The 12784-nt window shown below is 73.6% G+C and carries 13 protein-coding genes; 5 read left to right on the top strand and 8 right to left on the bottom strand.

What is annotated here, in order from left to right; genetic code table 11:
* Positions 1-165 precede the first annotated feature (165 nt).
* The 3 genes from ABD323_RS02750 (at position 166) to ABD323_RS02760 (ending at position 1790) form a co-directional block, all read left to right on the top strand.
* Complete coding sequence (locus tag ABD323_RS02750; RefSeq protein ID WP_344438618.1) at positions 166-420, top strand: hypothetical protein; 255 nt, start codon at positions 166-168, stop codon at positions 418-420.
* A gap of 250 nt (positions 421-670) precedes the next feature.
* The gene (locus ABD323_RS02755) at positions 671-955 is read left to right on the top strand and encodes a hypothetical protein (protein WP_344438621.1); all 285 of its coding nucleotides are present in this window, start codon (positions 671-673) and stop codon (positions 953-955) included.
* A 91-nt stretch (positions 956-1046) separates the two neighbouring features.
* Positions 1047-1790, top strand: coding sequence for a dienelactone hydrolase family protein (locus ABD323_RS02760; protein WP_344438623.1), 744 nt, complete (start codon positions 1047-1049; stop codon positions 1788-1790).
* A gap of 129 nt (positions 1791-1919) precedes the next feature.
* Here ABD323_RS02760 and pheT read toward each other — a convergent pair whose 3' ends face one another.
* From pheT to infC, 7 genes are all read right to left on the bottom strand, one after another.
* Positions 1920-4439: a phenylalanine--tRNA ligase subunit beta gene (pheT, locus tag ABD323_RS02765; RefSeq protein WP_344438626.1), complete on the bottom strand. Its 2520-nt coding sequence runs from the start codon at positions 4437-4439 to the stop codon at positions 1920-1922.
* Positions 4439-5560 (bottom strand): phenylalanine--tRNA ligase subunit alpha, encoded by a 1122-nt coding sequence (gene pheS / locus ABD323_RS02770; protein ID WP_344438629.1) that lies wholly within the window; start codon positions 5558-5560, stop codon positions 4439-4441. The genes pheT and pheS overlap by 1 nt, the downstream gene beginning before the upstream one ends.
* Before the next feature lie 299 nt (positions 5561-5859).
* Positions 5860-6993 carry a sensor histidine kinase gene (locus tag ABD323_RS02775; RefSeq protein WP_344438631.1) on the bottom strand — a complete coding sequence of 378 codons (1134 nt, stop codon included), beginning with the start codon at positions 6991-6993 and terminating at the stop codon, positions 5860-5862.
* 59 nt (positions 6994-7052) lie between these two features.
* On the bottom strand, positions 7053-7928 hold the full coding sequence (locus ABD323_RS02780) for a TrmH family RNA methyltransferase (RefSeq protein ID WP_344438635.1): 876 nt from the start codon (positions 7926-7928) through the stop codon (positions 7053-7055).
* A 110-nt stretch (positions 7929-8038) separates the two neighbouring features.
* A complete protein-coding gene (gene rplT, locus ABD323_RS02785; RefSeq protein ID WP_344438638.1) occupies positions 8039-8434 on the bottom strand; it encodes a 50S ribosomal protein L20 in 396 nt (131 codons plus the stop codon).
* Positions 8435-8540: 106 nt separating this feature from the next.
* Positions 8541-8735 carry a 50S ribosomal protein L35 gene (gene rpmI / locus ABD323_RS02790; protein WP_344438641.1) on the bottom strand — a complete coding sequence of 65 codons (195 nt, stop codon included), beginning with the start codon at positions 8733-8735 and terminating at the stop codon, positions 8541-8543.
* Between the two features lie 140 nt (positions 8736-8875).
* Complete coding sequence (gene infC / locus ABD323_RS02795; protein WP_344438775.1) at positions 8876-9643, bottom strand: translation initiation factor IF-3; 768 nt, start codon at positions 9641-9643, stop codon at positions 8876-8878.
* 454 nt (positions 9644-10097) lie between these two features.
* On the opposite strand from infC, the gene ABD323_RS02800 reads away from it, so the two are divergent.
* Complete coding sequence (locus ABD323_RS02800) at positions 10098-10475, top strand: DUF1844 domain-containing protein (RefSeq protein ID WP_344438643.1); 378 nt, start codon at positions 10098-10100, stop codon at positions 10473-10475.
* Between the two features lie 81 nt (positions 10476-10556).
* On the opposite strand, the gene ABD323_RS02805 is transcribed toward ABD323_RS02800, so the two are convergent.
* Positions 10557-11291 carry an SseB family protein gene (locus ABD323_RS02805; RefSeq protein WP_344438647.1) on the bottom strand — a complete coding sequence of 245 codons (735 nt, stop codon included), beginning with the start codon at positions 11289-11291 and terminating at the stop codon, positions 10557-10559.
* A gap of 153 nt (positions 11292-11444) precedes the next feature.
* Between ABD323_RS02805 and ABD323_RS02810 the strand changes: the two genes are divergently transcribed.
* Positions 11445-12677 (top strand): amino acid deaminase/aldolase, encoded by a 1233-nt coding sequence (locus tag ABD323_RS02810; RefSeq protein WP_344438649.1) that lies wholly within the window; start codon positions 11445-11447, stop codon positions 12675-12677.
* Positions 12678-12784: the final 107 nt, after the last annotated feature.

A 12784-nucleotide genomic window follows, 5' to 3' on the forward strand; every position in this document is an offset into this window, starting at 1 on the left:
GGGGGGGGGGGGCCGGGCCCCCCCCCCCCGCCCGTCCGCGTGCGCACGGTATAGACGGCGTATTGCCGCGTTCCTGACAGGTCATCAACTCCGCTGCTAGGGTCCCGGATCAGCGGCCACCACCGCTCCTTCACCGCACCCTCACCCCGAGAAGCTGGAGCTCCGATGACCCTCCACGCCCGGCGCGCCGCGGCCACCACCCTCGCGCTGACCGCCCTGTTCGGCCTCTCCACGGCCGCCGCCTCCACCGCCCAGGCGGCCGAACTCACCTTCCGCGGCGTCGGCCTGACCCTGTCCCAGGCGAACCAGCGGGCCGACATCGCCGCCACGGAGGCCAACATCGACCCGGAGCAGTGCGACAACGTCTCGGGCCGCACCAGCGACGGCCGCTGGGTCGTCATCCTGACCTGCGAGCTCTGAGAGCACTCCGGAGCCGTCCGCCGCCCGGCGGCGTCGTACCACCCCTCCCCCCTTCACCAGCTGCGCCGAGCCGGTCTCCAGCCTGCCCAATTCCCTTGCAGCAGGCCGGTGCTGACGGTGATCGCCCCACAGATACACAGACTTCTCCCACATTCCTGACACATCCCCTACACAACTGCTAGGGTCTTGCTCGTGCACTCAGCAGTGCACAGGAACAGCACGCTCACCCTTCGAGAAGCTGGAGTTCCCCATGTCGATCCGTGCACGGCGCCTCGTCGCCACCGCCGCCACCGTTGCCGCCCTCGTCGCCGTCCCCGCCACCGCCGCGGTCGCCGCGCCGGCCTCGGCGCAGAGCGTCAAGCCCGCGTACAACTCCTCGGTCAGCCACTTCTACGGTGCCGGCAACTCGCAGGCGAGCGCCGCCACCATCGCCTACAACTCGGCCGCCAACCACGGCTTCACCGCCGACCGCTGCACCGTGGAGCACGCGCTCGACGGTGCCGGCTGGTGGGTCGTCGTCCTCGCCTGCTCCTGATCTCCGCCGCCCGGACGGACCAGGTGCGCCACCGGTCCTCACTCCCCGTCGGCGATATGATCGACAACCACGTCGAGATCATGGGGGACTGATGAACGGTCAGTGGGAACTGCTCGGTGGCGAGGGCCGCGACAGCGGCGGCATCGAGGCGTACGTGGTCCGTCCGGCGGGCACTCCGCTGGGTGCGGTGGTGGTCTGCTCGGAGCTCTACGGGGTGAACGCGTACGTCCGCGACACCTGCGCGCAGCTGGCGCGGGCCGGGTACACCGCGCTGGCACCCGACTACTACTGGCGCCGGGCCCGGCGCACCGCCCTCGGCTACAGCGCCGAGGAGCGCGAGGAGGGCCTGGTGCTGATGCGGGCGCTGGACCGCGACGAGCTGGTCGCCGACGCGGCCACCGCCCTCGCCGCGGCCCGCACCGCGGCCGGCGGGCGCGGCGTGGCCTTCCTCGGCCTGAGCATGGGCGGCCACATCGCGGTGCGCGCCGCCACCGAGCTGACGTTCGAGCTCGCCGCGGTCTTCTACCCGGGCTGGCTGCTCAACTCCGGCTTCCCGCTGGTCGGCCCGGTCCCGCCGCTGGAGCAGAGCGGGCGCATCGCCGCCGGCGGCGCCTACCTGCTCGGCTTCCGCGGCGAGTTGGACCACATCATCACGGCCGAGGAGTGGCAGCAGGCCGAGCAGCGGCTGACCGCCGCCGGCGTCCCGCACCGCCTGGTGAGCTACCCGGGCGCCCGGCACGGCTTCGCCTGCGTGGACCGTCCGGCCGACTACGACCCGAAGGCCGGCGCGGACGCCTGGCAGCAGGTGTACGCCGCCCTCGCCGAGCACCTCTGAGGGCCCCGCGGCGCACCCCGCCGCGGCTCGACGGCACAGCGCGGAAGGGCCCCGGGGTACGCACCCCGGGGCCCTCCTCGTTCACCCGCCCGAGCGCTCGGCGCCCGGGCACCAGCACTCAGCGGCCCGTCACGCGCCGCGCAGCACCGCGCCCGTCCCGCTCAGCGCCGCGGCCACCGCGCTCTCGCGGGCGGCCGAGGCCTCGTCGGCGGTCAGCGTGCGGTCGGTGGCACGGAAGCGCAGCGCGTATGCCAGCGACTTCTTGCCCTCGCCCACCTGCTCGCCGGTGAAGACGTCGAACAGCCGGATGTCCTCCAGCAGTTCACCCGCTCCGGCCCGCAGCGCGGCCTCCACGTCGGCGGCCGGCACGGCCGCGTCCACGATCAGCGCCACGTCCTGGGTCGCCACCGGGTAACCGGAGACCGTCGGACCCTCGACCCGCGTCTCGCCGTCGGCGGCCAGCAGATCCAGGTCGAGCTCCATGACGCTGGTGCGGTCCGGCAGGTTCAGCGACTTGACCACCCGCGGGTGCAGCTCGCCGGCGTGGCCGACCACCCGATCGGTGCCCGCGACCAGCAGCTGGGCGCAGCGGCCCGGGTGCCAGGGCGCCGACTGCCCCTGGCGGACGGCCAGTTCGACACCGGCGGCGCGGGCCACCGTGCGGGCCGCCTCGACGGCGTCCGCCCAGCCGGCCTGCTCGCCACGACCCCACCAGCCGGACGGCAGCCGCTCGCCGGCCAGCGCCACGGCCACCCGGCGCGGCTGGTGCGGCAGCGCGGCGTTCAGCTCGGCCAGCTCCTGCTCGCTGGGACGGCGGTCGACGGCCGGCCGCGGGGCCACCTTCGGCTCCGCCTCGGGCAGGAAGACCGTGCCGGTCTCGAAGATCGCCAGGTCGGTGTTGCCCCGGCCCAGGTTGCGCCGCAGCGCGCCGAGCAGACCGGGCAGCAGCGTGGTGCGCAGCGCCGGCTCCTCGTCGTTCAGCGGGTTGACCAGCTTGACGGTGCGCCGGCGCGCGTCGCCCGCCTCCAGGCCCAGCGCGTCGAAGGCGGCCTCGCCGACGAACGGGTAGTTGTTGACCTCGACGTAGCCGGCGGTGGCCAGCGCCACGCCGACCCGGCGGTGCATCCGCTGGGCGGCCGTCAGCCCCTTGCCCGGCGGGACCAGCGGCATCCGGGCCGGGACGTTGTCGTAGCCCTCCAGCCGGATGACCTCCTCCGCCAGGTCGTTGGGGTCGGTCAGGTCGGGGCGCCAGGTCGGCGGGGTGACCTCGAGCAGGTCGCCGCCCGCCACCGAGCAGCCCACCTCCTGCAGGCGCCGGGCGACGGTCTCGCGACCGTACTCGGTGCCCGCGACCCGGTCCGGCAGGTCGGCGGCGATGGTGATGGTGCGCACCGGGTGCGGGGCGGCGATGTCGGTGACGCCCGCCTCGGCGGTGCCGCCGGCGATCAGCACCAGCAGGTCCACCGCGCGCTGGGCCGCGGCCCGGGCCGCCTCCGGGTCCACGCCGCGCTCGAAGCGCTTGGAGGCCTCGGAGGGCAGCTTGTGCCGCTTGGCGCTGCGGGCGATGGAGACCGGGTCGAAGTGCGCGGCCTCGATGATCACCTCGGTGGTGCCGGTGACCTGGCCGGTGGCCGGGTCCGCCACCGGGTCGAGGATCTCGGTGGAGGCCCCGCCCATCACGCCCGCCAGGCCGATCGGCCCGGAGTTGTCGCAGATCAGCAGGTCCTCGGCACCGAGCGTGCGCTTGACGCCGTCCAGCGTGGTGAGGGTCTCCCCCTCGGCCGCGCGGCGGACCTGGATCGGGCCGTCCACCCGGTTGCGGTCGTAGGCGTGCAGCGGCTGCCCGACCTCCAGCATCACGTAGTTGGTGATGTCGACGGTGAGCGAGATGGGCCGCACGTGCATCTTCTGCAGGCGGCGCTGCAGCCAGATCGGCGACTTGGCGGCCGGGTCCAGGCCGACCACGGTGCGGGCCACGAAACGGTCGCAGCCCGCCGGGTCGGCGACCTTGACCAGGTAGCCGTAGGAGTTGGCCGGCGGCACGTCCAGCAGCGCCGGGTCGGCCAGCGGCAGTCCGTAGGCGGCGGCGGCCTCGCGGGCCACCCCGCGCATCGACAGGCAGTAGCCGCGGTCGGGGGTGACCGCGATGTCCAGCACCTCGTCGACCAGTTGGAGCAGCTCGATGGCGTCGGTGCCCACCTCGTACTCCGGCGGCAGCACGATGATGCCGTCGTGATCGTCACCCATGCCGAGCTCGCGCGCCGAGCAGATCATGCCGGCCGAGGTGTGGCCGTAGGTCTGCCGGGCGGCGATCGGGAAGGGGCCGGGCAGCACGGCGCCGGGCAGCACCACGACGACCTTGTCACCGACCGCGAAGTTGCGCGCGCCGCAGACGATCTCCTGCGGCTCGCCGGTGCCGTTGGCGTCGCCCACGTTGACCCAGCAGTGCCGGATCGGCTTCTTGAACCCGGTCAGCTCCTCGATCGACAGGACCTGACCGACCACCAGCGGGCCCTTGAGGTCGGCGCCGAGCTGCTCGACGGTCTCGACCTCCAGACCGGCCCGGACCAGCTTCTCGGCCAGCTCGCGACCGGTCACGCCGGCCGGCAGGTCGACGTACTCACGCAGCCAGGAAAGCGGGACGCGCATCAGATCTCCACCCCGAACGGGAGAGTGAAGCGCACATCACCCTCGACCATGTCGCGCATGTCGGCGACGTTGTGACGGTTCATCAGGATTCGCTCGAGACCCAGGCCGAACGCGAAGCCGCTGTAGCGGTTCGGGTCCACGCCGGAGGCGACCAGCACCCGCGGGTTGACCACACCGCAGCCGCCCAGCTCGATCCAGCCCTCCGAGGAGCAGGTGCGGCAGGGCCGGTCCGGGTTGCCGACGCTCTCGCCCCGGCAGACGAAGCACTGCAGGTCGATCTCGGCGCTGGGCTCGGTGAAGGGGAAGTACGAGGGCCGCCAGCGCAGCTCCAGGCCGTCGCCGATCAGCTTGGAGACCAGCTGCTCGATGGTGCCCTTGAGGTCCGCGAAGGTGATGCCCTCGTCGACCGCGATGCCCTCGAGCTGGCGGAAGACCGGGGTGTGGGTGGCGTCCAGCTCGTCGGTCCGGTAGACCCGGCCGGGGCAGACCGCGAAGATCGGCGGCTGGCGGTCGAGCATGGTGCGGATCTGCACCGGCGAGGTCTGGGTGCGCAGCACCAGGCCGGAGTCGGGCGAGCCGTCGGCGGCGGCCACGAAGAAGGTGTCCTGCATCGAGCGGGCCGGGTGGTCCGGGCCCAGGTTGAGCGCGTCGAAGTTGAGCCACTCGGCCTCGACCTCGGGGCCCTCCTCGATGCTGTAGCCCATCGCGACGAAGGTGTCCTCGATGCGCTCGGCCAGCGTGGTGAGCGGGTGGCGCGCACCGCGCGGGGCGCGGTCGTAGGGCAGCGTGACGTCCACCGCCTCCTCGACCAGCACCCGGGCGTCGCGCTCGGCCTCCAGCTCGACCTGACGCTTCGCCAGCGCCTGGTTGACGGCGCCGCGGGCCTGGCCGATCAGCTTGCCGGCCGCCGCCTTGGCGTGCGGCGGCAGTGCGCCGATCTCGCGGTTGGCCAGCGACAGGGCGCTGCGGTCGCCGGTGTGCGCGACCTTGGCCGCCTTCAGCTCGTCCAGGCTGCCGGCGGCGGCGAAGGCCGCGACGGCCGCGTCCCGGGCGCGCTCGACCTCTTCGGGCTTCAACGCCTCGACCTCCACCGGGTCGTACGACTTGTTGGGTGCCGACATCTCTATGTTTCCCGTGCTCCTGCTCGTCCGTGCTCGGATATGCAACCGCGCCGTACCATCGCCACGTCCTGCGTGGCCGGGCAGCGGGCAGCCCCTTCCGGCACGTTCCGTCCGACGGTGCCGGGTGGATCGGGGAAGGGTGTCCGCGGCTCGGCCGCACCGGGCGTTACACCAGGTCGAGTGTAGTCGCAGGGCGCGCACCGCCTGGTTTTCGTCCCACGGCTCGAAGGCCTGGGCGGGACGCGGCAGCCCGGTCGCCTGAAAGGGGGGTCTCGGCCCGCCGGGCCCGTGGGTCTGCGTCAGACCATGAAGTCGGGCACCCCGGCGGGCAGGATAAATCGGAACCGCGCGCCGCCGCCGGGTGCGCGGTCGATCCGGATGGCGCCGCCGTGGGCCTCCACGATGCCCTTGACGATGTAGAGGCCCAGGCCCGTCCCGCCGCGCTTGCTGCCGCGCCAGAAACGGGTGAAGACGCGCGGCATCGACTCCTCGGGGATGCCGCTGCCTTCGTCGCTCACGGTGACCGCTGTCCCTTCCACGACCCGGGGCGGGGTGCCCGGGTGCTCCCAGCCGGCGGCCTCGACGATCTCCTTCGCCGGCGCCACCTCGATGGTGACAGTTCCCTCGCCGTGCCGCACCGCGTTTTCCAGCAGGTTGGCGAGCACCTGGTCGACCTTGTCGGGGTCCGCCCACTGCTGCGGCAGCGGCTCGGCGAGCCGGATGTCGAAGCGCTCGGCCGGGATGCCGGCGGCCACCTTGCCGTCCACGTGCCGCTGCACGGCCGCCGCCAGGTCCACCACCTGCTTGCGGATCTCCAGGCGCCCGGCGTCGATGCGGGAGATGTCCAGCAGTTCGGCGATCAGCCGCGTCACCCGGTCGGCGTCGGCGTTGACGGTCTCCAGCATCACCCGCTTCTGACCGTCGGTGAAGCGCTCCCACTTGTTGAGCAGGGTCGCGGTGAAGCCCTTGACGCTGGTCAGCGGCGAGCGCAGCTCGTGCGCGACGGTGGCGATCAGCTCCGCGTGGGCCCGCTCGGTGCGCCGGCGCGCCTCGGTGCCGCGCAGCGCCACCACCAGCTGACGCAGCGGACCGCGCGGCGTACCGCGCACGTACCGGGCGGAGACCAGCACCTCGCGGGTGGTACCGGCCAGCAGTAAGTTGCGTTCCGGCTGCCGGGTGCGGATGGCCAGCCCGCCGTAGGGGTCGCTCAGCGGCCACCAGCGGCGGCCGTCCAGGTCCTCCAGCGGCAGTGCCTCCTCCAGCGGGCGGCCCAGCGCCTGCTCGGGGCGGATGCCGGTGAGGCGGGCGGCGGCACGGTTGAAGCAGACCACCAGGCCCTGGGCGTCGGCGACCAGCAGGCCGTCCGGCAGATCGTCGGGATCCACCGGCAGCGCTGCCCCCGCGGCTCTCGGCCGGCCCTCGCTGGCGACCATGGACGTCCTCCCGATCCGATCGACCCGCACGACTGGCCCCCGCCCTCGTGAGCCCGACCCTAGCGCTCCGTGCCCGCGTCGCGACACCCTGCGGGCGAACGCTGTGCGCGAGCCGAGGCATAGAGGCAGACGGCGGCGGCGGTGGCGAGGTTGAGGCTCTCCGCGTGCCCGTGGATGGGCACGCGCACCACCTCGTCGGCGAGTGCGCGGGTCGGCTCCGGCAGGCCCCACGCCTCGTTGCCGAAGACCCAGGCGGTCGGGGCGCCCAGGGTGCCCTCGTCCAGCTCCTGGTCGAGGTCGCGCTCCCCCGCCCCGTCGGCCGCCAGCACCCGCACGCCGGCGGCGCGCAGCCGCGCCACCACCTGCTCCACCGGGACCCCCACCGCCACCGGCAGGTGGAAGAGGCTGCCCACCGAGGCGCGCACCGCCTTGGGGTTGTAGAGGTCCACCGAGGCGTCGGTGAGCACCACGGCGTCGGCGCCGGCGGCGTCCGCGGTGCGCAGCACCGTCCCGGCGTTCCCGGGGTCGCGCACGTGCGCCAGCACGGCCACCAGCTTCGGCCGGGACCGCAGCACCTCCTCGAAGGGGGTGTCCAGGAACCGGCAGAGCGCCACGATGCCCTGCGGGGTGACGGTGTCGCAGATGTCGGCGATCACCTCGTCGGTGGCGGTCAGCACCGGCAGGCCCGCCTCCCGGGCGGCCGCCACGATGTCCGCGTGCCGCTCGGCCGCCTCCGTCGTCAGGTAGACCTCGACCACGGCGTGCTCGCCGCTGCCCGGCAGCAGGCCGAACGCGACCGCCTCGCGGACCGCCTGCGGACCCTCGGCCAGGAAGCGGCGGTCCTTGCCGCGCTGGGCCCGCCGGGCGAGCTTGCGGGCGGCGATCACCCGCGGCGAGCGGAGCGAGCTGAGCTGGGGGAGGTCGGTGCCGGCCATGGTCTCGCGATCTGGGTGACGGGGGACGACGAAGTGGGGAGCGTACGGCGGGGGGAACGTACGGACCCGCAGGCTCACGGGGAGCCTGCGGGTCCGGTGTACTGCCTGGATCAGGCGGCGTCGGCAGCGGCCTTCGGCGCGTTGACGTCGGCCGGCAGCGCCTTCTGGGCAGCCTCGACCAGCGACGCGAACGCGTTCGGGTCGTTGACGGCCAGCTCGGCCAGCATCTTGCGGTCGATCTCGATGCTGGCGGCCTTGAGGCCCTGCACGAAGCGGTTGTAGGTCATGCCGTTGGCACGGGCCGCAGCGTTGATGCGCTGGATCCAGAGCTGACGGAAGTCGCCCTTGCGCTTCTTGCGGTCGTTGTAGTTGTAAACGAGCGAGTGGGTGACCTGCTCCTTGGCCTTGCGGTACAGGCGCGACCGCTGGCCGCGGTAACCCTTCGCCCGCTCAAGGATGACCCGACGCTTCTTCTGGGCGTTCACTGCCCGCTTGACGCGTGCCACTTCATTACTCCTTGGGTTGGACCACGGACTACTTCACGTGGTCCGTCAATCGAATAGGTCGGAAAGGATCAGCCGGACTCCGTGACCCGGGGGCCACGGCGGGCGATCACTTGCCGAGAAGCTTCTTGATCTTCTTGGCGTCGGCGGGGGCAACCACGACGGTGCCGGCCAGCTTGCGGGTCAGCGTGGAGGGCTTGTGCTCCAGGAGGTGGCGACGGCCGGCGCGCTCGCGCAGCACCTTGCCAGAGCCCGTGATCTTGAAGCGCTTGCTGGCGCCACTGTGCGTCTTCTGCTTCGGCATGTCGCCGTATCTCCTCGTCGGTCCGCCCCGGCCCGCGCTCGCACGCGGGCCCGGGCGCTGGGGTGTTCTCCGGTCATCGGGGCGGGAGCCCCGGGACCGTGGTGACCGGATCACTCGAACCGGCCCGAGCCCTGACGGGCTCAGGCGTCCTGAGCGACCTCGGTCGGCTGCTCGGTCTCGGCGGCGGCGGTGTCCTCGCCGGCCTCGACCTGGTCCGCGTCCGCCTCGTCGGCGGTGTCGTCGTCGTCAAGGTCCGCGTCGGCCTCGAGCGCGGCGTTCTCCGCCTCGAGAGCCGCGTCGTCGGCCTCAGAAGTGTCGTCGGGGCCGCCGGTGCGGCCCTGGCGCTCGGCCTTGCGGGCGTCGGCCAGCGCACGGGCCTCGGCCATGGCCTCGGTCTTCTTCTTGTGCGGGCCGAGAACCATGATCATGTTACGGCCGTCCTGCTTGGCCGAGCTCTCCACGAAGCCCAGCTCCTGGACGTCGTTGGCGAGCCGCTGCAGCAGTCGGAAACCCAGCTCGGGACGGGACTGCTCGCGACCACGGAACATGATCGTGATCTTGACCTTGTCGCCCTGCTTGAGGAACCGGACGACGTGACCCTTCTTGGTGTCATAGTCGTGCGGGTCGATCTTCGGCCGGAGCTTCATCTCCTTGATGACCGTGTGCGCCTGGTTCTTGCGCGCCTCACGGGCCTTCATGGCCGACTCGTACTTGAACTTGCCGTAGTCCATGAGCTTGCACACCGGCGGCCGGGCGGTCGCCGCGACCTCGACCAGGTCGAGGTCGTACTCCTGCGCAAGCTCCAGCGCCTTGGCAAGCGGCACGATGCCGACCTGCTCGCCGCTGGGACCGACGAGTCGCACCTCGGGGACGCGAATCCGGTCGTTGATGCGGGGCTCGGTGCTGATGGGGCCTCCTCGGTTGCACCTTCTGCGTTGCGGCCGTCAGGGCGGCGGTCGCACGTAGTGGACTTCGACCACTGGGCGGGGCTTCATTCGTGCTGCGCTGCGACCCGGGTGCTTCCAGGGCACCGCGGCACGAAAAAAGCCCCGCTCGGTAGGCAAGCGGGGCTCCACACACTCCGGGGGCCGCGTCCGATGACGGACGCTGCGGGCGACGCGCGGCCTGACGGCTGCTGTCGCGGACCGGGACCCGTCGACCCTGGGGACGATCGGGTGGGAGACTTTCGCGGTTGCCCTCTCGGGCCTCCTGGGTGGAGCCTCCTCTTGCTGGCCGGGCACACCTCTCGGCGACCTGGCCGGTCAGGTACCCACAGTACACCACCGGGCAGGTGACGTCGCCCGGGGCGCCCCTTGTACCGTCTACAGGGTACGGATCCACCCTTGATGGAATGAGCCCCCCTTGAGCAGCGAGCCCACCAGCGAGCCCACCGGCGCCGACGAGGCGATCGGCTTCGACGACCTGACCCGCGACATCGCCGAGGTGCCGGCCGTCGAGGTGATCACCACCGTCGCGGTGCACCTGATGAGCGCGGCCGCCGTGAAGTGCGGCCTCGCCGAGGGCGGCGCGGCCGACAAGGACCTCGACGAGGCCCGCAAGCTGATCACCGCGCTGGCCGGACTGGTCACCGCCGGCGCCCCCGAGATCAGCAACTTCCACGCCGCCCCGCTGCGCGACGGCCTGCGCTCGCTGCAGCTGGCCTTCCGCGAGGCCTCCCTGGTGCCGGACGCCCCGGGCACCGGACCGGGCGAGAAGTTCACCGGGCCGGTCTACTCGTAGTTCTCGGTGCTCTGACGAGCCCCGCGGGCGCTCGGCACCCGGCCCCGCCGGGCCCGTCGGAGCACGTGCCGTGGGCCCTGGCTAGCGCTCGTAGAGGCTGCTGCCCGTGGACGTGGTGGTCGCCGGCAGCAGGGCCAGGTCCAGACCGCGGGTCAGGCGCACCCGCAGCACCGGGTCGGCGGCCAGCGCGGCGGCCAGCCGCTGGGCCAGCTCGGCGACGGCGGCCCCGTCGGCCAGGCCCAGCGCGAGCACCGCGTCCGTCTCGCTGCCCGGGCGCAGCTCGGCCCGCAGCACCTGCGGCTCGGCGGCCACCAGCGCCCGGACGGCCTCGCGCACCTGCGGGTCCTCGACCGGCGGCCGCCAGGCGCGGTTCTCCGCCACCGCGCGCATCCGGGCCCCGGTCAGCTCGTACGTCACCGGCCCGGCCGGGTCGATCAGCAGCGTGTCGGCCCGCTCCGCGTAGGCGGTCAGCACGGCCTGCGGCGCGGCCACCGGTGCCGGGCGGGCGTCGGCCTGCCAGGCGGCCAGCGAGGCGAGCGAGGTGAAGGCGGGCAGCGCCCGGCGGCCGTCGGCGGCCTCCAGCACCGGCACCGCCATGTCGCTGGTCTTCTCGTGCCGCAGCCCGTTCGCGTCGGTCTCCACCTCCCCCAGCAGTGCCACGATCGGCACCATCAGCCGGGCCGCCGGCAGCGCCGCGAGCAGAGCCGCCTCAGCGGCCGGGTCGCGCGCCCAGTCGGCCAGCGCGGTGGCCAGGGCGGGGTCGGCGCTGCCGTCGTCGTCGGCGAATCCGGGGTTCGGGATGTTCTTGCGGTCCACCCGGCGAGCCTAGCCGCTGGCCGCAGGCCTCCCCGACGGCCTCGGCCGGTGCCGAACGGCGGCGACCGGCGGCGCCGTCCCGCGGTCCGTGCGGACGACCGGCCGCGCCGCGACCCTACCCAGCGGTAGCGGTGGTGTGGCAGTCTGCCGCCCATGGCCCACCACACCTCTCTGGCAGCGGCTCCCCCCGCGGCCGACCGCGCCCGCTACGACCGGGCCACCGCGCACCTGGACGCCCCGCTGGCCCTGGTCGACCTGGAGGCCTTCGACGCCAACGCGGCCGACCTGGTCCGGCGGGCCGCCGGCAAGCCGATCCGGGTGGCCAGCAAGTCGGTGCGCTGCCGGGCCCTGCTGGAACGCGTGCTCGCCATGCCGGGATTCGCGGGCGTGATGAGCTTCACCCTCGCCGAGTCGATCTGGCTGACCAGGGCGGGCCTGCGCGACGTGCTGCTCGCCTACCCCTCGGCCGACCGGAGCGCCTTCGCCGAGCTGACGGCCGATCCCAAGCTCGCCGAGAACATCACCGTGCTGGTCGACGACCCCTCCCAGCTCGACCTGATCGACGCGGCCCGCGAGGGCGGACCGGGCACCGGCCGGCCGGTGCGGGTCTGCCTGGAACTGGACACCGCGCTGCACCTGTTCGGCGGACGGGTCCGGGTCGGCGCGCGCCGCTCCCCGCTGCGCACCCCCGAGCAGCTGCGCGAGCTGGCCGAACTGGTCGAGCGGCGGCCGGGGTTCACCGTGGTGGGGCTGATGGCCTACGAGGGGCACATCGCCGGGGTCGGCGACCGGATCGCGGGCCGGCCGGTGCGCTCGCGGATGATCCAGCTGATGCAGGCCCGGGCGCGCGCCGAACTGGCCGAGCGCCGCTGGGCGGTGGTCCGGGCGGTGCGCGAGGTGGCGGACCTGGAGTTCGTCAACGGCGGCGGCACCGGCAGCGTGGAGACCACGGTGGCCGAGGCCGCGGTGACCGAGGTGGCGGCGGGATCCGGGCTGTACCTGCCGCGGCTCTTCGACAACTACCGCGCGTTCAGCGGCCGGCCGGCCGCGCTCTTCGCCCAGCCGGTGGTGCGCCGGCCGGGGGCGGGCGCGGTCACCGTGCTCGGCGGCGGCTACCCGGCCTCCGGCGCGGCCGGACCCGACCGCTCCCCGGTGCCCTACCTGCCGGCCGGGCTGCGCTACGACGGCCAGGAGGGCGCCGGCGAGGTGCAGACCCCGCTGCTGGGCGAGGCGGCCGACGCGCTGCGGGTCGGCGACCGGGTCTGGTTCCGGCACGCCAAGGCCGGCGAGCTGTGCGAGCGCTTCGCCGCGCTGCACCTGGTCGAGGGCGACCGGCTGGTGGAGACCGTACCGACCTACCGCGGCGAGGGCATGACCTTCCTCTGATCAACCGGCTCTGGACGACCGGCCCTGACCGACCGGCCGCTGAACGGCCGGGCGCTGGACGGCCGGGCGCTGGACGGCCGGGCGCCCCGCCACCTGGGCCCGGGGGG

The organism is Kitasatospora nipponensis (assembly GCF_039528135.1).
GTDB classification, from domain to species: Bacteria; Actinomycetota; Actinomycetes; order Streptomycetales; family Streptomycetaceae; genus Kitasatospora; species Kitasatospora nipponensis.